Below are 20383 nucleotides of genomic sequence, written 5' to 3' on the forward strand. Positions count from 1 at the left end.
CCCCGCCCGGCAAACCGTTCACACGCGTAGACGCCCATCAGCGCAGCCTCCGCACATAGGCTTCGATGCTGCCGGCCACATGTTCGAGGTGGTCTTCGCCAAGCCCGGGCCACAGGCCGACCCAGAAGGTGTCCTTCATGATCTTGTCCGTCACCGACAAGTCACTGGCTACCCGGTATTGCTGGTCTTTCATGTAGGGCTGTCGGGTAAGGTTGCCGGCGAACAGCAGGCGAGTACCCACCTTCTGCGCATCGAGATGACGCAAAAGATCCAGACGCTCGACACCACAACCATCACGCAGCGTCAGCGGGAAACCAAACCAGGACGGGTCACTGTTGGGGGTGGCGTGCGGCAGGATCAGCTGCTCTACACACCCGGACAAGCGCTCGCTGAGCCAGGCAAAGTTACGCTTGCGTGCAACGATGAAGTCATCCACCCGGTCCATCTGCGCCAACGCACAGGCAGCCTGCATGTCGGTGATCTTGAGGTTGTAGCCCAGGTGGGAATAGGTGTACTTGTGGTCGTAACCTTGCGGCAGGTCGCCCAGCTGCCAGCAGAAGCGCTTGCTGCAGGTATTGTCTTCGCCTGGTCCGCAATAGCAGTCACGCCCCCAGTCACGGAACGATTCGACGATACGCTTGAGCAGCGGAGAATCGGTGAAAACCGCCCCGCCCTCGCCCATGGTGATATGGTGGGCCGGATAGAAACTGAGCGTACCAAGGTCGCCGAAGCTGCCCACCTGGCGGCCATCATAGGTGGCGCCGAGCGCATCGCAGCAGTCCTCGATCAGCCACAAACCGTAGCGGTCGCACAATTCTCGCACCACGGCCAGGTTGAACGGGTTGCCCAGCGTGTGGGCCAACATGATCGCCTTGGTCCGCGGGCTGATCGCCGCCTCGATCAAGGCCGGGTCGACGTTGTAGGTACCCATCTCGATATCGACGAAGACCGGCACGGCACCAAATTGCAGGATCGGGTTGACGGTGGTAGGGAAACCCGCTGCCACGCCAATGACCTCGTCCCCCTTGCGAATGGCACGATCCCCCAGGCGCGGCGAAGTCAAGGCGGAAAACGCCAACAGGTTCGCCGAAGAGCCGGAGTTGGCGGTGAGCACGCCACGCCGCCCCAGGTAACGTGCCAGGCGTTTTTCGAATGCCTGATTGAAGCGCCCGGTGGTCAACCAGCCGTCCAGTACAGCTTCCGTCATGGCTTGCAGTTCGGGTGCACCAATGACTTTGCCAGAGGGCGGAACCGCATGTTGGCCGGGTACAAAACCGGGCGCGGCCAGTTCCAGCTCGGCATAACGGCCAACGAGCTCGGTAATTTGCTGGCGCAACTGCTGCGCCGTTTGATCAGTCATTGAACTCACCTTCGTGTGCCGCTATTTGCGTGCGGCAGTATTGCTGCATGTCTTGGCCATCGCGCCAGGCGTGATGCCATTCAAGGGTGTGACGCAACGATTGCTGCAGACCCCACCTGGGCCGCCAGCCCAATGCTTGACGAGCCCTGGAGGAGTCGAGGGTCAACAAGCCTGCTTCATGGGGCTGCACGCGCGCTTCGACAGACCAACCCGCCTCGCCTGGCCACAACTGCGCCATGGCCTGCACCAACGCACCCACGGTTGCCGTACCGCCGCTGTCAGGGCCGAAATTCCAGGCCTCTGCCACGTCCTGACCACGCTCGATCAACGCCTGGGCCAGCAGCAAGTAGCCCTGAAGCGGATCGAGTACGTGCTGCCACGGGCGCACGGCATCGGGATAGCGCAAGGTCACCGACTCCCCGGCGTCCCAGGCACGCAGGATATCGGGCAGCAACCGGTCTGCTGACCAGTCACCGCCACCGATCACGTTGCCCGCGCGTGCTGTCGCAAGCGCCACACCGCGCTCGCGCAGGAACGACTCGCGCCACGAGGCGCAAAGCAGCTCGACGCACGCCTTGCTGCTGCTGTAGGGGTCATGCCCCCCCAAAGCATCCTGCTCACGGTATGGCCATTGCCACTCGCGGTTTTCGTAGCACTTGTCACTGGTGACCACCAGCACGGCACGCACGGTGTCGCACTGCCGTACAGCTTCAAGCAGGTTGAGCGTGCCGGTAACGTTGGTGGCGTACGTTTGTGCCGGGCTGCGATAGGACTCGCGCACCAGCGGCTGCGCGGCCAGGTGCAAGACGACCTCCGGGCGAAATGCCGCCACACTGCGCAGCAACCGGTCAGCATCACGAATATCGGCAAACTCGCCAGCGACGCACTCAGCCAGTCGAGCGCTGCCATACAGTGAGGGCGAGGTATCGGGGGCCAGTGAGTAGCCATACACTTCGGCGCCCAGCTCACGCAGGCAGAGGGCTAGCCAGCCGCCCTTGAAGCCGCTGTGTCCTGTCAGGAAAACCCGACGCCCCGACCAGAAGCCATGGCTCATGACCATATGCGCCATTGTGCTTCGTCTGCCTTCCAGCGCTCTTCCAGGTAACTGCGATCACGCAGGGTGTCCATGGCTTGCCAGAAGCCACGGTGCACATGGGTCATCAGTTGGCCATCCTGCGCCAAGGCACGCATGGGCTCATATTCCCATGTGGTGGCGTCGCCCTCGATGTAGTCGAAGACCCCGGGTTCGAGCACGAAGAAGCCGCCATTGATCCAGCCACCGTCGCCCAGTGGTTTTTCCTGGAAGCCATGCACCTGCTCGCCCCGCACATCCAGCGCACCGTAACGCCCGGGCGGCTGAACGGCAGTGACGGTCGCCAGCTTGCCGTGGCGGTTGTGGAAATCGATCAAGGCTGGCAGGTCCACATCGGCAACGCCGTCGCCGTAAGTCAGGCAGAAGGTCTCGTCGCCGACGTAATCGCGTACCCGCTTGAGGCGCCCGCCAGTTGCCGTATTCTCGCCAGTGTCCACCAGCGTGACCCGCCAGGGTTCGGCGTGACGGTTGTGGATATGCATCTGGTTTTCCGACATGTCGAAGGTGACATCAGACATGTGCAGGAAATAGTTCGCGAAGTACTCCTTGATCACATAGCCCTTGTAACCGAGGCAAATCACGAAATCGTTGATCCCGTAATGGGAGTAGATTTTCATGATGTGCCAAATGATGGGCTTGCCACCAATTTCGATCATCGGTTTCGGGCGCAGATGCGACTCTTCACTGATACGGGTACCCAGGCCTCCGGCCAGGATGACTGCTTTCATTGTCGACACACCTTCACAGGCTGACGCCCATAGCGGGCTGACAAAATACTGACCAATTCAGTAAGTTGCCGTTATCTAGCAAAAAGATTGCCAATCAGCCTGAGCGGGCAAGGTAAATGCGCGCGCAGCGGGAGATACGCCTGAAGCGTGGAGCCGGCCTTGATCGACCGGGCTCGCGGGTATTGTCCAAACAGGCAGGACAGGGCTGCGATGTCAGCGTGCAGCCCTGTCAATAATCCGCCTCGGCCTACTCGACCTGTTCCAGCCACTCCAACGCCGACGCAGCCTGCTCGCTGAAGGCCGTCGGCCAGCGATCGAGCAGCACCTGCGCCAACGCGTGATCCGCTTCAGGCACGGCGCTGAGCTGCAGCCTGGCCTGCGGCGTCCAGACGACCAATTGCCCGGCGTCCACAACGGCCCGGCACAGGTCGACATCGGCGCCCTGGGCGACCTGCAAACCCGCACAATGCTCGAACACCTCCTTGCTCACCATCAGGCAATCGGCACTGACCGCCTGACAACCGCGCACTGCCAATGGCCATCTGGCTTCAGCACACGCTTGCGGCTTCAGGCCCTGCCAGGGCGAAGCCACCTGCGGCCCCTGCAGCAAGGCGTAACCCGCGTGCAGAAGAGCAGCATCGCCCCCCTCAAGGCAGGCGCCTACCACACCCACCTCCGGGCGCTGAGCCTCATTGAGCAGTGCCTCGATCCAGGCCGGGGTAATGACCTGACTGCGCTCAGACACCAGCACCAGATAGGCCCCTTGCGCCTGGGTGGCCGCCAGGTTCAACCCACTGCTGCGCGACTCGCCCGGCTGACCAACCAGAACACGCACCTTGCCGGCGAACGGTTGCAGCGCCGCAACCTCGTGCTCGGCGCACACCACCAGCACTTCGTAGCGCGGGTAACGGGTACGCTGCAGCACGCTACGCAGGCAAGCCTGCAGCTGCGAGGCATCGCCTTCGCTAGCGACGAGCACGCTTACCAACGGCGTGGACGAATGCCGGTAGTCGATAGACAACCCTTCATTCGCCTGTATCTTCACCTGCGCGCGATAACCCAATTGCGTCAGATGACGGCCGACCACCTTGGCAGCTTCCTCATCCAGTGCACTACCGCCCTGCTCACCGATGACCAGGTAGCCGGTCATGTGCGCCAGGCTGCTCAAGCCGTGGGCCTCCACCAGACGCAACAGCAGGTCGAGTTCCAACGCCTCGCGGCAGGTTTCACTGTACCCGCCCAGGTCCAGTACCGCCTGGCGACGTACCAGCCAATGCCGCGACATCAACCCTGGCTGGCTGCGCAGCAGGTCGAGGTCTGCCCCCGGGCGTTCGACGCTGTGCAAACGCCCTTCACCGTCGCGCTGCACTTCATTGGCCGCGATGGCATGACAGGCCGGTGCGTCGACAAGCTCCACCGACAGGCGCAACAAACCTCCCGCAAGCAACACATCACCGGCACTCAGCAGCATCAGCCAGGCACTCGGCAACTGGCGCACCGCCTGATTCAGGTGAGTCACCCAATTGCTGTCACTGACCTGAATGAAATGCAGCGTGTCGCGCGGCGTGGTAATGGCGGGTGGCTTGCCAGCCTTGAGCACCAGCAGCTTGAAGTTGCGTATGCCGCTGGCCAGCAAGCTGTCGAACGTGGCCTGAAGCGCTTGATCGTCATTTTTCAGATCGAGAACCACGAAGGCGATCTGCTCGGCCGGGTGCTTGCTCAAGTACCGGAGAACACGCTGGCGTCCAGCTTCATCTGGTGTAGCGGCAGCGATGGCATCGATCACCTGACCCGACGGAGTACCCTGCAAACGGCACTGCTCATGGATACCCGGGACCTGTTCGAGGCGTGCAAGCCAATCCGTCATCTCACGGACATGCGCAGCTTCCTCTGTCCTGTCCAGCATGGACAACAGCAAATGGCAGACTTCGCGATTGAACAGGCTCAACGCCAGGGCTTGCCAGTAACGGTGGCTCAGGCTCTCTGCGGTATCGTTGGGGTGCGCCTGCAACAAGTCACGCTGCTGCACCCAGATACCCTCCAGTGCGCGCTGTTGTTGCGGGCTGGTCGGCCATGCGTGGCAGAGAAACTCCAGCTCGGTCAACCGTGCAAACAGTGCGCCGTTGTAATAGGGCAGTTGTACGTCCTGATGCGGCTCGAACAGCCGCTCGGGGTCATCGATCACACTGCGCCAGCTGGAAGTGAAGATCAACGACGCCGCGCCCAGATCGTAGGTGTTGCGCACGAACCGGTTGAGGGCCGTGAAGCCCTGTTCGTCGCCACACAGCCGATATAGCCCAGCATCCCACTGGCGCAAGCCACGCACCAGCTGAGTCAGGCGCTCTTCACGCTCCACCAGGCTGTAGCCGACGGGCCCATGCTCACTCACCACATCGGTCTGGGCCAGGTGTGCAACCGGCCCTTGTGCCAACACTGCAAGGGAAATCGCCACCCGCACGGCAAGCGCATCCAGGTTGTCCGGCAACGCCGTCAGCACGGCTTGCAAGGTCGACACACGCATGACGGCACGCCAGGCTTGCTGCCCAGCCTGGGCGTACTGCAACAACCTGGCTGTACCGGTTTCGACAACAGCAGGCGCAAATGCCGAACCTACCCGGTAGTACTCGACCTTGCCACTCCCCGGGCTGTAGCCCAGCAGCTGGCCTTGCGCAGCCACCACCCCGGGTTGCGCGTGCAGGCACGCCGCTGCATTGTCCAGAGACGGGGCCAGCACGAAATCGGTATCCAGCGCCAGTACCACATAAGCCGTGGCAAGCCCCCCCAGGGATTGTGCAAGGGCCTGAGCGAACCCGACCGAGCTCGACCCAGGCGGCAAGTCAAACGCCACACAGGGCACATGAGCCTGCTGATAGTAGTGCTGCGCGCGGGCGCGGCTGTGCGCCTGATCCTCGCCCAGCAAAACAACGGTCACATCATTGCGCGAGCCGATTGCGGTATCGATCATATAGCACCTGTCCAATTGTCAATCAGGCGCGGGCATCGCCCCACGCCAACGTTCAGTCTGCCAACCAGGCGTTGGCCCAATGCTGCAAATGGTGCGGCATCAGCATGTAGTCACGTAGCACTTCCTCGCGCAGGGCATCACCCTGACGGTAACTGGCCTGAGGATCAGCCAGGTGCATGCGAATCGCATCCAGCCATTGCTCAGCGGTGTTGTCCTTGACCCGGGTACATGGCAGGTAGCCTGCATAGGCCTTGGTGTCGCTGCAGATCACCGGAAAACCACACGCACCGTACTCCAGCAAGCGCAGGTTGCTCTTGCAGTCGTTGAACAGGTTCTGCTCCAACGGCGCCAACGCCAGGTCGAGGTTGAGGCTGGCAAGCTTGCGCGGGTAGTCCGCCAATTGAACCGCCTTGTGAAACTCTTTCACATAGGGGCGCAAGGGGTCCGGACACATACCGAAGAAGACCCAGTCAACCTCGTTGGCAAGCGCCTTCACCACCTCTTGCAACAGCTCCAGATCTCCACGATGGCTCGTGCCACCCGCCCAGCCGACTCGCGGCCGGATACTGGTCTGACGCTGGCTGGAAAGGCCAGCCCAGAGCGCGGCTGACAACATGTTGGGGACGACGCGGATATCCTGGTGCATGTGGGATAACGCATCAGCCAGCGGCTCGGTCGAACACACCAACCGATCACACTGCCCGATGCCTTGGGCCACCAACTCCGCAAGATTGCTGGGCAGGTTGCGGGCATGGTCGTTCTTTTTCGGTGGGTCGATGATGTAGTCGTCCAGCTCGTAGATCATCCGCGCATGCGAAAAGCGCTTGAACTGCGCCATTTCCCTGATGTTGCCTGGCATGTAACGACACTGCAGGATCATCACATCGGGCTTTTCACGTTCGAGTTCGATAATGCCTGGCGAGACGTGGTTGACCCGCCCCTGGATCCAGCCCGCCCGCTCAAGCTCGGTGAATGGCTGGATTACCCGGTAATGCCCCACTGCCGTGGTATTGATCGGCAACGCCAGCACTGACGGCATGGCACGGGCAATGAAGGGGTCCCAGCCACTGCGCAGGCCTGGTTCGAGGTTGAAATTGGCGAACTTGAGACTCAGGTTGTCGTTGTAGGCTGGGTCCCGGGCAATGCGGCTCAGCCAACGGTCGTAGGCAACGTCCCGGTCGGCTCTGGCAAGCTCATCCATCAGCCCGACAGCGTCACCCCCCGCCAGCCTCATGACGCGAGCAAAGGGAGTCCCAACCGACAGGAAGCCTTTTTCACGCGCACGCAGACAGAGGTCAACGTCGAACAACGCAACCTGGAAGGCCGAGGTGTCCAGCCCCTCAAGCTCCTCGAACAGTGTCCGGCGAATGAGCAGGCAGTCCAGGCTCAGTGCGCTCCAGTTCTGTACCAGCTGCTGGCGTCCCATGTAACCGTCGGCTGTCATGAAGCTGCCCGGGAACGGGCTACCTGCCGTACCGCCGCCAAGGCCGAGCACCAGGCCGGAAGAAACCAGCTCGCCATTGCTGCCACATAGCGCCGGCCCCACCAGGCCCACCTCGGGACGCTGTGCCTGACTCATCAAGGTACTGAGCCAGCGCGGCTCGAACAGCGCACATTCCGGTGCGAGCAACAGCAAATATTCGCCCTGGGCATGCTGACTGGCCTGATTGAGGATCGCCGCCCTGCCCTGCGCCTGAACATCGATGACGCGCAACTGGTCACTGCCCAGGCCACGCATCGCCGCCAACCACTCGGCGACAGGCTGCGGCTCGTCGCCATTGGCGATGACCAGCACTTCGAACTGGCTGTATTCCGTGTACTGGAACAGCGACTCGACGCAACGCCTGAGCGCGTTCAGGTTGGCGCCTGCGGGGATCAGGATCGATACACTTGCCTGCTGCTCATGCCGATAGGTCACACGCGTGACCAAGCTGCCAGCGGTGCCCTCCACCAAGGCATCGACGCCGATGCGACGCAGGTGGGCCTCGACCACGCGCGCCGCCTCTGCCTGCCCTGCCGGCTCGTCCATCCAGTCTGCATACCCCGACTGGCACTGCACCAGCATCTGCGCGACGTGCTCTACCACATGCAAGCCATGAGCCTCGACCATTCGCCACAGCAGATCCTGTGGCGCCAGGGTCTCGAACTGGGTATCGAACCCTTCCAGCGCCAGCAGCGCCGCACGCTTGAATGCCAGAGTACGGCCCACATAGGGCACACTGCGCATCAAGTCAAGGTTGAAGTCCGGCTTGAAAATCGGGTTGCCGGGCGCCAGGGCCCCGAAGGTATCTTCATCGGTGTACAGGCACATGCTCTCGGCACGCAGCGCCATGCGCTCGGCCATGACGACCAGCGCATGTGGCCGCAGGCGATCACCGGCACGCAACAGCAGTACCCAGTCGGCTACACATGTACCTGCCAGCCACGGGTTGAGCTGAGCGTACCCACTGCCGTTCAAGGCCAGGTACTGCACGCCTGGCGCGTCAACCCTGTCGAAGCCATCAGGCACCAGCACCAATACCTGGCTGGCGGCATAGGACTGTGCAGCCAGGCAATCCAGGGTGGCACGCAGCGCGCTTTCATCGCCCTCGCGACAGGTGACGATCGGGACGATGGCGGGCTGTACTGGCCACTGCTCGACCCGCTTTGGCAGTAACCGCAACTGCCCGTCAGACAGGTTGCGGCAGGCCAGCCATTCGGCATAGAGCTCGGTAAAGCTCAGGGCATGACTGCCTACCTGCTGCGAGAAATTGGCGACCTGGCCAGCATGGAAGCGGCGGATGTCCAACTCCTCCCATGCCTGGTCGGCCTCAGGGTCGTAAGCCTCCAGTGGCAGGTAACGCACCCAGCCATTGGCCGGCGCCGACTCGCCAGTGCGCGCCGCCAGCATCTGCCGCAGCCATTCGGTCTCATGCCTGTACGCCTCGGTCATGCTCGAGTGATGACTGAGCCGACCTGGGTGGATGCGCTCCACACTCAGTATCCGCTCCAGGCTCGCCAGGTGCCCACGGCGCAGCAGGCATGCGTACAAGGCCAGGTCCAGCCGTGCGGCGAACCCCTGGCCACCCTGCACCAGTTGCGGCAGGTACTCCAGCACCTGGGCACGACGGAACAGCACATGGCTGATGCCACCAAACAGATTCGGGACGTTCTCGGCGATGCTGGCCAGCAAGTCTGTACCCACGAGCACCGCACTTTGCGGCGCGATCACGCTGTTGAGCGCACGGGAAGGCAAAAGGATGTCATCCGCAGACCAGAGCAGGCGCTGACCGATCACCATGCTGAGCTGAGGCCATTGAGTCAAAACTTGCGCTTGTCGGCTGATGCAACTGTCGAGCAGCAGGTCGTCATCACACAGGAACTTTACCAACGCCCCGTTGGCCTGCTCCAGGCATGCTTGCAGGTTGCGTGCAAACCCCAGTCGAACAGGGTTGCGCGTATAGCGCACGGGCACCGCCGTACCTTTGCCGAGCGCCTGGCAGATAGCCTCGATCTCCACACCAGCACTGTCATCGCAAATGACGACTTCCAGGTTGGGGTAGTCCTGGCTAAGCGCACTGACCAAGGTTGCTTGAAAAAAATCGGCATTGAAGGCAGGAATGGCGATACTGACGAGTGGCTGCTCTGACACGATGACGACCTTGGTAGAGAGGCGGTGCGCTTGGGAATAGGCGGGCGTTCAGACCTGGACGACACAAGGGCAAACCGGCCGGTCGTTATCAACCCTGGCCGGCGCGCCCTTGCGTCATGACGGGCAGACGCCCGCGGACATCAGATGTAATTGACCAGTGAGAGACCGGCAATCTTGGCGTAGGCCTGCAACGAGGCCTGCAACATGTTGGATTGCATCTGAAGGCGAATCATCACTTCGGCCGGATCGCTCTCACGAATCGAGCTCTGGGTCTTGGCGTTTTCGCCACTCAGGGCCTCATTGGTTTCCACTTGCACATCGATCGCCTGGCCACGACCACCAATCGACGAAACAGAGGAACTGACCTGGTTGGTGGCGCTGGCGATGTTGCCAATCGCCGAGTCCAGCGATGCCAGGAAGTTCTGCCTGGCCACGGGGTCGTTATCGACCGGGGTAGCCAGCGCCGCGCGCAACTGGCTGATGGTATCGAGGACGTTCTGGGTCTGGTGCGTGTCGACCTTGATGCCAAAGCTGTCGCCTGCGCTCGGCGTGTCCGAAAGCGTGAACTCGACCCCCATTGCGGTCGCCGTGTTGCCACTGAGCGTGCCCTTGGAGATCGGTTTGCTGTCGGCGCTCACGGGGGAGGCATAGAGCTCGAACTCGGTAGCACTGGTGAACTTCAGTACAGCACCCTCAGGGAACGCCGCCTTGTACTTTTCCGCATCGGTGATGGTCGCGCCCGTCACCTGGGCCGACGAGCTGTTGCCTGCACTACGCGTGCCGGTGATTTCATCTGCCTTGGAGCTCAGGCTGAAGACATGGCCGGCAATGGCCGCGTCAGGGTCGGTTGCATCGCCCTCCTTGAGGGTGATGTCCAGGCGCAGGTCAACACCACGGAAATTGATCGTCGTGTTCTTGCCACTGGGGTCGAAGGTGCCCCCCTGGCTGGCTTCCAGTGTCACGTCTTTGCCTTCGGCATCGGTGATCTTGAACTGGGTGCTGCTGGTGAACTCGATGGTGTAGGGCTCACCGCTGCGGAAGCGGTCGTTGTATGTTGCACTACCGCTCACCTGGCCATTGGACAAGTTGACCCGACCATCATCGGTGGCCGGCGACACCAGACTGGTTTCGCTGCGGCTGGTGTTGAGCGCTTGCTCGAACGCATCGTAGCCAGTCTCGTTGGCTGCCAGGGTGAGCATGTCACCGACTTGCAGGTTCAATTTGCCCTGGTCGCCCTGGTAGGTATAAGTGCCATCGGCATTACGCACATAAGGCGGCGTATCGCCTTTGGACCCCGAGAACAGGTACGCACCGCTTTCATCCTTGCTGTTCATCAGCGAGAACAGCTGGTCCTCCAGCGACGCCAGCTCGGTGGCATTGGCCTTGCGGTCTGCATCGGTGAAACCGGCGTTACCCGAACTGACGGCCAACTCATTGACCCGTTGCAAGATAGTGCCAATCGCATTCAGCGTGCTTTCTGCGGTGCCCAGGGCGTTGCGCACATTGGTGACGTTGCGGGTGTACTGGTCGAGCATGTTCTGTTGCTGCTGCAGTTGCAGCAGACGCGCCGCGCCTACCGGATCGTCAGCCCCCCGACGCACCCGAATGCCGTCAGAGGCCTCTTGCCGAGTCTTGTCGAGGTTGGAGAAGCTGCGCTGGTAGTTGGCGCTGTTGCTGCTGTAGAACTGCGAAGTGGAAATGCGCATGTCTACGCCTCCTTAAAGAGCATTGATCAAGGTGGTGAAGGTTTCCTGTGCCGCCTTGATGATCTGCGACGACGCGGTGTAGTACTGCTGGAACTTGACCAGGTTGCCGACCTCTTCATCGACCGACACCCCTGAAAGACTGTTGCGGCTTTCCAGCGCAGAACTGTGCAGCGCATTGGTGGCATCACTGTCCATTTCCGCCTGACCGGCCTTGCCGCCAACGTTTGAAACCAGCTTGGCATAGGCATCGGTAAAGCTGATGCCCTTGCCGTTAGCCCCCACTTCAACCGTGGATTTGGTCTGAAGGTCGATCACCGACTGGGCGTTGCGGTTGTCGGCCGAGCCTGCCCCCGTCAGCGCCACGGTGTAGCTGTCGCCATTCTGCGGCGCGCCGGAAACGCTCATTTCGAAGGTAAAGCTGCTACCTGTCGCATTGCCGCTGCCATCGACCATCGGCACCGACAGCTTCAGCTTGTTCTCCTGGCCCGGCACGATGGTGCCGCTGCCGATTTCCGTACCCTTGGCGTCGTACAGCTTGTAAGCCTGGGGCGAAGTGGTTTCGTCACCGAACACCAGCTTGACCGGGGTGGAATTCTTCAGGCCTGCCTGCAACTGCGAACGCTGCGTGGCATCGTAGATGTCCAGCTGCGAGGTCAGGGTCGGCTGGGTGATCACCCCGGTGCCCTTGTTGCCGGCACCGTTGGTGGCGGTCAGTGGTGACGCCAGCGCCAGGCGTTTGGGGTCGGTGAGGACCGTCTCGATACTGGCGGCCGCGTTGCGAGTGGGTGTGATCTTGAAACTGTCGCCAGCACTCAAACCGCCACCATTGAGCGACAAGGTAAAGCCATCGATGACCGGCGGTGGCGTGTCGTTGAGGTCGTAGCTGCCCATCTCGGTGCCTTCCGGCAGCTTGCGCACGCTGTAGCCCGTGGCGCTGGTGAAGGTCACCTGGTAGTCGCTGGTGGTCAGCTTGCCGGTGTCCTTGATGCTGACATCCAGATTGCCGGACCCGATGCTATTGCCCAGTTTGGCCACGCTACGCTCACTCATGGCCTTGGCGCTGTTGATGTCGCCAAACAGGGTGGCGCCAAAATTGCCATCCTTGTCGATGCCCTGGGCCAGCTGACGATTGATCTGGTCGGCCACCACCAGGGCCACGCGCCCAAGCTCGTTAAGCGCAGGATCAAGGGTTTCGCTGCGGTAACGGATCAACCCACCCAGCTCGCCTCCGGTGGCGCTGCTGGTGATGTCCATTTTGGTCGAGCCACGGTTGAGCACCAGGCTCAAACGGCCCGGGTCGCTCGCCGTAGGCTCCACACCTACCGTCTGGGTGGTATTGCCCAGCACCAGCGCCTGGCCGTTCTTGAGGTAGATATCGTAGGTGCCGTCACGCTCGACCACATCCGTACCGATCAGCTTGTTCAGCTCACGCACGGCGCCGTCACGCTGGTCCAGCAAATCGTTGGGCTGGCCCGAGACAGCACCCACGCGGGTGATTTGCTCATTCAACCCGGCGATGGTCTTGGTCAGGTTGTTGATCTGGTCGGTGATCGCCGTCATGTTGCTGTTGATATTGCTCAGCTGCTGATTCAACTGCGACGACAAGGTGTTGAAACGCTTGGCCAGAGACTGTGAGCTGGTCAGCAACAGCTGGCGCGAAGCGTCTTCGGTTGGCTTGGACGCCGCATCCTGCATGGAGGTGAAAAAGCTCTGCAGCGCGGCGGTGATGCCGGTATCGCTACTGGACAGCGAGGTATCCAGCGGTGTGATCTGGTCCAGGTAGGAGGACGCCTCACTGCTCAGCGAGGTGGTCGTGCGCAGCTGGTTCTCGATGAACGCGTTGTACACCCGGCGCACGTCCGCCAACGTGGTACCCGTGCCAATGAACACCTGGCCGACTTGTTGCCCGCCCTTGGTCTTCTGCACGTTCTGCTGGCGCGAGTAGCTTTCGACATCGGCGTTGGCGATGTTGTTACCAAGGGTATACATCCCCGATTGCGCGGCACCCAGCCCCGACATACCAATGTTGATCAGACTCGCCATGCTTTTTTACCTTTAAAGTTTTGTTGCGGTACCGAGCATTGCGTAGTGCTCGTACGACTTCATCTGTCTTGCGATCTGCGAGATCTTGCTGGCGTAATTCGGGTCGGTGGCGTACCCGGCCTTCTGCAACTCTTGCACGAACTGCTCAGGTTTATCGGCGGCTTTCACTGCATCTTGATAGCGCGCATTGTTCTGCAACAAGCTGACCAGATCATGGAAGCTGTCCTGGTAGGAATCGTACGAACGGAACGCTGCCGTCTCCTTGACGAACTGGCCATCACGGTACTCGCTGGTAATCGCCCTCGCCTCACCGCCGTCCCAGCTGCCAGTGGCTTTGATGCCGAACAGGTTGTGGCTGCTGCTGCCGTCGGTGTTGCGCATGACCGACTTGCCCCACCCGGTTTCCAGTGCGGCCTGGGCCACCAGGTAGCGCGGGTCGATACCAATACGCTTGGCCGCCTGTTCGGCCATCGGCAGCATCGTCGCGACGAATTCATCGCTGTCGCCAAAGGCTTTGTTCGGCGCCAGCGGTGGCTGGGCCACGGCGCGGCCGACGATGCGCAGGCCGTTGTCCGGCACGGCGAAGGCCTTGGCCACTTGCTGGCCGTCACGGGCAGGCACGGTGGCGGTATTTGCAGTGGCCGCCGACGGCACGATGCCGGCCAGCAGGCGGTCGGTGAGTTTGCTCGGCAGCGCCAGACGACGCGAGTTGAGTGCAGCGACGTCGTTGCGAGTGGCGGTCGACGGGGTGGCATGCGCGGGCTCGGCCACCTTGTTGCCCCATAACGCCGGGGCGCTGCCCTCGATACGTGGAAACGGGCTGGTGCTGGCCGGGCTGGCCTTGTGCTTCGACAGCTGGCGCACCAGCACATCCTGCAGCCCGATACCGCCCCCTTCGCGCGACATGCTCACAGCCAGTTGCTGGTCATACATGTCACGGTACTGCTTCACCGTTTCGGTGTTCATCGGGTTGTCGTCAGCCAGCACGTCGCTGGCCTTGCGGGAGGCCTTGAGCATCTCGCTGATGAACAGCGACTCGAACTCCTGGGCCACCTTGCGCACATTGGCGTCGCTGTCGCGGTCGCCATGCTTGAGCGAACTCAGGCGATTGAGGTCGGTGTAGGCACCGCTGTCGGCACTGCCGGAAACCAGGCTTTTGCTGTTCATCCGCGCCGTCCTCAGATCACGATCAGGTCGGCCTGCAAGGCGCCGGCCTGTTTCAGGGCTTCGAGGATCGCCATCAGGTCGCCAGGCGCTGCACCCACCTGGTTCACCGCGCGGACGATTTCATCCAGCGTGGTGCCCGGGCCGAACTTGAACATGGGCTTGGCTTCTTGCTCGGCATTGACCCGCGAACGTGGCACCACGGCGGTCTGGCCATTGGAGAACGGTCCAGGCTGGCTGACGATCGGGTCTTCGGTAATGGTCACGGTCAGGCTGCCATGGGTGACCGCTGCCGGCGACACCTTGACGTTCTGGCCGATGACGATGGTGCCGGTGCGCGAGTTGATGATCACCTTGGCCACGGCCTGGCCCGGGTCGATTTCAAGGTTTTCCAGGATCGACAGGTAATCCACCCGCTGGCTTGGGTCCATCGGCGCACTGACCCGCACCGAACCACCGTCCACGGCCTGCGCCACACCCGGGCCAAGCAGGTCGTTGACCTTGTCGACGATACGCTTGGCGGTGGTGAAGTCGGGGCGATTGAGGTTCAGGGTCAGGGTATTACCCTGGTTGAAGCCGCTCGGCACTGCACGCTCGACACTGGCACCCCCCGGAATACGGCCGGCCGACGGAACGTTGACGGTGATCTTCGAACCGTCACGGCCCTCCGCGTCAAAGCCGCCGACCACCAGGTTACCCTGGGCGATGGCGTAGACGTTGCCGTCGATCCCCTTGAGCGGGGTCATCAACAGGCTGCCGCCGCGCAGGCTCTTGGAGTTACCAATCGAGGAAACGGTAATGTCCACCACCTGGCCAGGCTTGGCGAACGCCGGCAGGTCGGCATGCACCGACACCGCTGCAACGTTCTTCAGCTGCACGTTGCCGGAACCGGCCGGCACCTTGATGCCGAATTGCGACAGCATGTTGTTGAAGGTTTGCAGGGTGAATGGCGTCTGGGTGGTTTGGTCACCCGTGCCATTCAGCCCCACCACCAGGCCGTAACCGATCAACTGGTTGGAACGCACGCCAGAGATGCTGGCGATGTCCTTCAGGCGCTCGGCCTGGGCAGCGAACGCACAGGACAAGAGCAGGGTTGTGGCAATCAGCTGCCTCACGTTGAACATGGTCATCCGTACTCAGAAAGGCCAAAGCGGGCTGATGAAGAAGCGGTCCAGCCACCCGGGCTGGCTGGCATCGGCGAACGAGCCGGTGCCGGAGTAGGTGATGCGCGCGTCGGCCACACGGGTGGACGGCACGGTGTTGTCAGTGGCGATATCGTCAGCGCGGATCATGCCGGCAATTCGCACCAGCTCTTCGCCAGTGTTCAGGGTCAGCCACTTCTCGCCACGCACGGCGATGATGCCGTTGGGCAGCACTTCGGCCACGGTGACGGTGATGGAGCCCGTCAAGGTGTTGCCCTGGGTGGCCTTGCTGTCGCCCTTGGTGGCGCGATCACCGCTGTAACCAGCCTCCAGCGAAAGGTCGCCACCACCGAACGGGTTGTTGGTGTTGGGCGTGGTGCCGAACAGCGACGTCAGGCCGATGTCGGTCTTGCTGGTCTTGGCGATCTGCGAGCCCGCGTTCTTGCTGGCGGACGTGCGCTCGTTGAGCGTGATGGTGATGATGTCACCCACCCGGAACGCCTTGCGGTCGCTGTACAGGTTCTGCTCGAAACCGGCCTGGTAGATCGAACCGTTGTTGGCCGCTGCCGGCAATGGGGTGCGCGGCAGGACCGGCGCATAGTACGGGTCGTTGGGCTTGGGCGTCGGACCGACGCAACCTGCCAGCAACACCGCCCCCCCCAGGGCGAACACGGACAACAGACGATTCATGATGCATACCTCACGGGTGTAACGAAGCGACAGGACTTAGAGCTGCTGAGTAACGAACGACAGCATCTGGTCAGCAGTGGAGATGACCTTGGAGTTCATCTCGTAGGCACGCTGGGTGGTGATCATGTTCACCAGCTCTTCCACCGTGCTGACGTTGGAGTTTTCCAGCGTCTGCTGCAGGGTAGTGCCAAAGCCGTTGAGGCCTGGGGTGCCGACCTGCGGCGCACCACTGGCGGCGGTTTCCAGGAACAGGTTGTTACCCATCGCCTGCAGGCCAGCCGGGTTGATGAAGTCGGCGGTCTGAATATTGCCGATGACCTGCGCAGCCGGGTTGCCGGCGGTGGTGATCGACACGGTGCCGTCCTGGCCGACGGTGAAGGTCTGGGCGTCGTTCGGGACCACGATGGCAGGTTCCAGCGCCAGGCCATCGGCGTTGACGATCTGGCCGTCGGAGTTCAGGTGGAACGTACCGTCGCGGGTGTAGGAGACGGTGCCGTCAGGCTGCAGGATCTGGAAGAAACCACGGCCATTGACGGCCATGTCCAACGGGTTTTCCGTGGTCTGCAAGCTGCCGGTCTGGAAGTTTTTCTGCGTGCCGACAATGCGCACACCGGTACCCACCTGCAGGCCCGACGGCAGCTCGCTGTCCTGGGTAGACTGCGCGCCTGGCTGACGCTTGATCTGGTACAGCAGGTCCTGGAATTCGGCACGATCACGTTTGAAGCCGGTGGTCGAGACGTTGGCCAGGTTGTTGGAGATGACCGTCAGGTTGGTGTCCTGTGCGGACAGGCCGGTTTTAGCGACCCAGAGAGCCGGAAGCATTTAGTGTTCTCCTCGTGCGCCTGATTTACGGCACCCGTTCAAATGTGGTTAGCCGAGTTGCAAAACACGCGCCATGGCTTCATCGCCTTCCTTGGCCGCGCTCATCATCTTGACGTGCAGTTCGAACTGGCGGGACAGCGCCAGCACAGAGGTCATCTCCTCGACAGCATTGACGTTGCTGCCCTGCAGGAAGCCTGATACCACCCGCACGTTGACGTCGGCATCGGCGGGTTGGCCGGACGTGGTGTGAATCAACCCGTCCTGGCCTTTGGTCAGGCCTTTGGTGTCGGGGTTGACCAGCTTGATGCGGTCGACCTCCGCCATCACGCGCGGGTCTTCACCCATGGAGCGGATGCTGATGGTACCGTCGGAGCCGACTTCGACCTTCTGCTCTGGCGGGATGGCAATGGGGCCACCGTTGCCGAGCACAGGCATACCGTTGCCGGCACGCAACACCCCGAGGGCGTCGATGTTCAGGCTGCCGGTGCGCACATACGCTTCACTGCCATCTGGCGCTTGCACGGCGATAAAACCGCTACCACTCACGGTCACATCCAGATCACGGCCGGTTTCCACCATCGGGCCTTCACTGAAGTCAGTGCCCGGGCGCTCGGTCATGGCAAAGGCACGCGCCGGAAAGCTGTCACCGAACACCGGCATCGAGCGCGCTTGCTCAAGGTCACGCTGAAAACCATTGGTAGAAAGGTTGGCCAGGTTGTTGGCATGCGCCTTCTGCGCCAGCGCGTTCTGGCTGGCCCCGGTCATGGCCACATAAAGCATCTTGTCCACAATCATTCTCCATTGCACTGGCGGCCGTTTGCCGTTCGCCGTTGCTCTACAGGGGCTAAAGCAAGTTCCGAACCAACTCGCCAAAAGCACGAAAAAGCCCATGAATACGGGCAGTTGAGAAAGCCCGGACGGTGACAGCCGCCGGTTATCCGGCGCCGCATTGCCGCTGACGGCAAAGCGGCTTCGGTTTGCAGGCAAACCTGTGCCTACGGCAGGTCACGGCAACGCGCATTGTTGTAGGGCCCGGCAAAGCGCCTCCAGCCTTCACCTGGCGACCACTGCGAACACACCAGACGCCCATCCACAAGGCTTTCCCATCGCCAGTACGGCGCTGGCGCCGCCTGCAACTGACAGAGAAAAAATGCGACCAGCACCCCGACAAGCAGCTTTTTCATCACCCCTCCTGCAAAAACAACGAACCCCTTCACGAGAAAGGGGTTCGCCTGAACGCACTCAAACAATGACGATCACGTCATCTGAATGATGGTCTGCATGACGGTGCTTTCGGTCGAAATGGTCTTGGCGTTCGCCTGGTAGTAGCTTTGCGCCTTGATCAGATCAACCAGCTCCTGCGTGAGGTTGACGTTGGAGCCTTCCAGCGAGTTGGACTCGATCGCACCCAAGGTACCGGTTTTCGGCGAATCGATACCCGGAATGCCAGAGTTGTAGGTCTCGGTCCAACGGGTACTGCCGATTTGCTGCAGGCCCTGCTCGTTGGCGAAACTCGCCAGCGCTACCTGGCCAATGGCTCGGGATTGGCCGTTGCTGAAGGTGGCGAACAATACGCCCGTCGCGTCGATGCTCAGGTTGGACAGGATGCCCGTGGCATAACCGTCCTGGGACTGCGACATGCGCGCAGTTTCAGTGTTGTAGGAGGTGGTGCTGGCCATCGACATTTTCATGCCGGCAGCATCGCCCACCGCACCATTGGCACTCCAGTTACCCGAAGCATCTTCAGCTGCCGGCACCCAGCCAATCATGCTGAAGGTATTGTTGACGACCGTGAACGAGGTGCCCGCCGGATGACCTGTGTTGTCGGCTGTCATCGAGTTGACCGAACCATCGCTGTTGAACGCGATCGTGCCCACCAGCGGTTCTGTACTCCCCGGATTGAACGGGTTACGCCCGTCAACGAGGGTGTACATGGTCCACTCGTTGGTACCCGTCTTGCGGTAGAACTGCTCCATGGTGTGTTCGTTGCCCTGACTGTCATACACCTTGGTCGGGAACGAGCGGGTATAGGTCGTATCGTCAGAAGGGTCGAACGGCTTGTTTGCCACCAAGGCTGGCGAGGTAACACCCAGCGTCTGATTGGTACCTGCCGCGCCACTGGCAACCCAGTCACCATTGGCATCCTGAGCGGCCGGCACCCAGCCGGTCATGGCAAATGCACCATTGCTGACCGTGAACGACGCACCACTTGGCACACCCGTGGTGTCGGCCAGCATGGAGCTGATGGTGCCATCACTGTTGTAGTTGATGGTGCCGGCCAACGGGGTGGTACTGGCCGGGTCGAACGGGTTGCGACCATCGACCAGCGTGTACATGGTCCACTCGTTGGTATCGGTCTTGCGGTAGTACTGCTGCACTTCGTGCTGAACACCATCAGCATCCAGCACGGTACTGGTGCTGGAGCGCTGATAAGTGCTTGGGTCCGCAGGGTCGAACGCAGCCATGGCCGGCGGCTTGGTGTTGTCATACACCAGGAAAGGAATCGAGGCCGCCGAGGAGTTCAGGTTGATACCCTGATCGATCAACGAGGTCGGTTTGGGCTGCAATGCCGATGTGTCGATTTTCAGGTCGGTCAGGCCGCTTTTCTGGATCTTGCCGGTGGCATCCGCCATGTAACCTTGCAGGCGCAGGCCATCGGAGGTCTCGACGAAGTTGTCCTTGCTAGGCTGGAAAGAACCCGCCCGCGTGTAAACCTTCGAGCCGTTGTCAGACAGCACGAAGAAGCCCTGCCCCTGGATACCCATGTCCAGCACGTTGCCCGTGGTGTTCACATCACCCTGGGTGAATTGCTGGGAAATGGCTGCCAGCCGCACACCATTGCCCACCTGGTTCTTGCCCACGCCCAGGCGGTTGGCACCCGCATAAACATCCGCGAACTCGGCACGCGAGGACTTGAACCCCGTGGTATTGACGTTGGCGATGTTGTTGCCGGTGACATCCAGTTGTTTGTTGGCTGCGTACAGACCGCTAAGGCCGATATTGAAAGACATGAATTCGCTCCTTTTGCCGCTTTAGCGG

At 61.5% G+C, this 20383-nt stretch carries 14 protein-coding genes; all 14 read right to left on the reverse strand.

Annotation, left to right across the window (positions count from 1 at the left end; all coding sequences use genetic code 11):
* Positions 1-37 precede the first annotated feature (37 nt).
* The 14 genes from rfbH to QQL85_RS13175 all read right to left on the reverse strand — a co-directional run bounded on the left by rfbH (position 38) and on the right by QQL85_RS13175 (position 20355).
* Positions 38-1360, reverse strand: a complete 1323-nt coding sequence (gene rfbH, locus QQL85_RS13110; RefSeq protein WP_284354017.1) for a lipopolysaccharide biosynthesis protein RfbH — start codon at positions 1358-1360, stop codon at positions 38-40.
* Positions 1353-2429: a CDP-glucose 4,6-dehydratase gene (gene rfbG / locus QQL85_RS13115; protein WP_284354018.1), complete on the reverse strand. Its 1077-nt coding sequence runs from the start codon at positions 2427-2429 to the stop codon at positions 1353-1355. Before rfbG ends, rfbH begins: the two co-directional genes overlap by 8 nt.
* Positions 2411-3181, reverse strand: coding sequence for a glucose-1-phosphate cytidylyltransferase (gene rfbF / locus QQL85_RS13120; RefSeq protein ID WP_274080913.1), 771 nt, complete (start codon positions 3179-3181; stop codon positions 2411-2413). Before rfbF ends, rfbG begins: the two co-directional genes overlap by 19 nt.
* A 247-nt stretch (positions 3182-3428) precedes the next feature.
* The gene (locus tag QQL85_RS13125) at positions 3429-6146 is read right to left on the reverse strand and encodes a glycosyltransferase (protein WP_284354019.1); all 2718 of its coding nucleotides are present in this window, start codon (positions 6144-6146) and stop codon (positions 3429-3431) included.
* A gap of 52 nt (positions 6147-6198) precedes the next feature.
* Positions 6199-9777: a glycosyltransferase gene (locus QQL85_RS13130; RefSeq protein ID WP_284354020.1), complete on the reverse strand. Its 3579-nt coding sequence runs from the start codon at positions 9775-9777 to the stop codon at positions 6199-6201.
* 140 nt (positions 9778-9917) lie between these two features.
* Positions 9918-11483, reverse strand: a complete 1566-nt coding sequence (locus QQL85_RS13135) for a flagellar hook-associated protein 3 (RefSeq protein WP_284354021.1) — start codon at positions 11481-11483, stop codon at positions 9918-9920.
* 12 nt (positions 11484-11495) lie between these two features.
* Positions 11496-13526 carry a flagellar hook-associated protein FlgK gene (flgK, locus tag QQL85_RS13140; protein ID WP_284354022.1) on the reverse strand — a complete coding sequence of 677 codons (2031 nt, stop codon included), beginning with the start codon at positions 13524-13526 and terminating at the stop codon, positions 11496-11498.
* A 12-nt stretch (positions 13527-13538) separates the two neighbouring features.
* Positions 13539-14693 (reverse strand): flagellar assembly peptidoglycan hydrolase FlgJ, encoded by a 1155-nt coding sequence (flgJ, locus tag QQL85_RS13145; RefSeq protein WP_284354023.1) that lies wholly within the window; start codon positions 14691-14693, stop codon positions 13539-13541.
* 11 nt (positions 14694-14704) lie between these two features.
* Entirely contained in the window at positions 14705-15814 is a 1110-nt protein-coding gene (locus QQL85_RS13150; protein WP_027609424.1) for a flagellar basal body P-ring protein FlgI, read from the reverse strand.
* A gap of 12 nt (positions 15815-15826) precedes the next feature.
* Complete coding sequence (flgH, locus tag QQL85_RS13155; protein WP_060500738.1) at positions 15827-16522, reverse strand: flagellar basal body L-ring protein FlgH; 696 nt, start codon at positions 16520-16522, stop codon at positions 15827-15829.
* A 36-nt stretch (positions 16523-16558) separates the two neighbouring features.
* Positions 16559-17344 carry a flagellar basal-body rod protein FlgG gene (gene flgG / locus QQL85_RS13160; protein WP_012051601.1) on the reverse strand — a complete coding sequence of 262 codons (786 nt, stop codon included), beginning with the start codon at positions 17342-17344 and terminating at the stop codon, positions 16559-16561.
* 48 nt (positions 17345-17392) lie between these two features.
* Positions 17393-18133 carry a flagellar basal body rod protein FlgF gene (locus QQL85_RS13165; protein ID WP_284354024.1) on the reverse strand — a complete coding sequence of 247 codons (741 nt, stop codon included), beginning with the start codon at positions 18131-18133 and terminating at the stop codon, positions 17393-17395.
* 206 nt (positions 18134-18339) lie between these two features.
* A complete protein-coding gene (locus tag QQL85_RS13170; protein WP_284354025.1) occupies positions 18340-18528 on the reverse strand; it encodes a hypothetical protein in 189 nt (62 codons plus the stop codon).
* Positions 18529-18600: 72 nt separating this feature from the next.
* Complete coding sequence (locus QQL85_RS13175; protein ID WP_284354026.1) at positions 18601-20355, reverse strand: flagellar hook-basal body complex protein; 1755 nt, start codon at positions 20353-20355, stop codon at positions 18601-18603.
* Between the last annotated feature and the right edge of the window lie 28 nt (positions 20356-20383).

Origin of the sequence: Pseudomonas putida, from assembly GCF_030159595.1 — a bacterium.
GTDB lineage: Bacteria > Pseudomonadota > Gammaproteobacteria > Pseudomonadales > Pseudomonadaceae > Aquipseudomonas > Aquipseudomonas putida_AC.

Coding starts and splice junctions, on each gene's coding strand:
- QQL85_RS13170 (WP_284354025.1), bottom strand. CDS start 18,528: ATGAAAAAGCTGCTTGTCGGGGTGCTGGTCGCATTTTTTCTCTGTCAG.
- QQL85_RS13135 (WP_284354021.1), bottom strand. CDS start 11,483: ATGCGCATTTCCACTTCGCAGTTCTACAGCAGCAACAGCGCCAACTAC.
- rfbF (WP_274080913.1), bottom strand. CDS start 3,181: ATGAAAGCAGTCATCCTGGCCGGAGGCCTGGGTACCCGTATCAGTGAA.
- flgK (WP_284354022.1), bottom strand. CDS start 13,526: ATGGCGAGTCTGATCAACATTGGTATGTCGGGGCTGGGTGCCGCGCAA.
- rfbH (WP_284354017.1), bottom strand. CDS start 1,360: ATGACTGATCAAACGGCGCAGCAGTTGCGCCAGCAAATTACCGAGCTC.
- QQL85_RS13150 (WP_027609424.1), bottom strand. CDS start 15,814: ATGTTCAACGTGAGGCAGCTGATTGCCACAACCCTGCTCTTGTCCTGT.
- QQL85_RS13125 (WP_284354019.1), bottom strand. CDS start 6,146: ATGATCGATACCGCAATCGGCTCGCGCAATGATGTGACCGTTGTTTTG.
- rfbG (WP_284354018.1), bottom strand. CDS start 2,429: ATGGCGCATATGGTCATGAGCCATGGCTTCTGGTCGGGGCGTCGGGTT.
- flgH (WP_060500738.1), bottom strand. CDS start 16,522: ATGAATCGTCTGTTGTCCGTGTTCGCCCTGGGGGGGGCGGTGTTGCTG.
- QQL85_RS13175 (WP_284354026.1), bottom strand. CDS start 20,355: ATGTCTTTCAATATCGGCCTTAGCGGTCTGTACGCAGCCAACAAACAA.
- flgG (WP_012051601.1), bottom strand. CDS start 17,344: ATGCTTCCGGCTCTCTGGGTCGCTAAAACCGGCCTGTCCGCACAGGAC.
- flgJ (WP_284354023.1), bottom strand. CDS start 14,693: ATGAACAGCAAAAGCCTGGTTTCCGGCAGTGCCGACAGCGGTGCCTAC.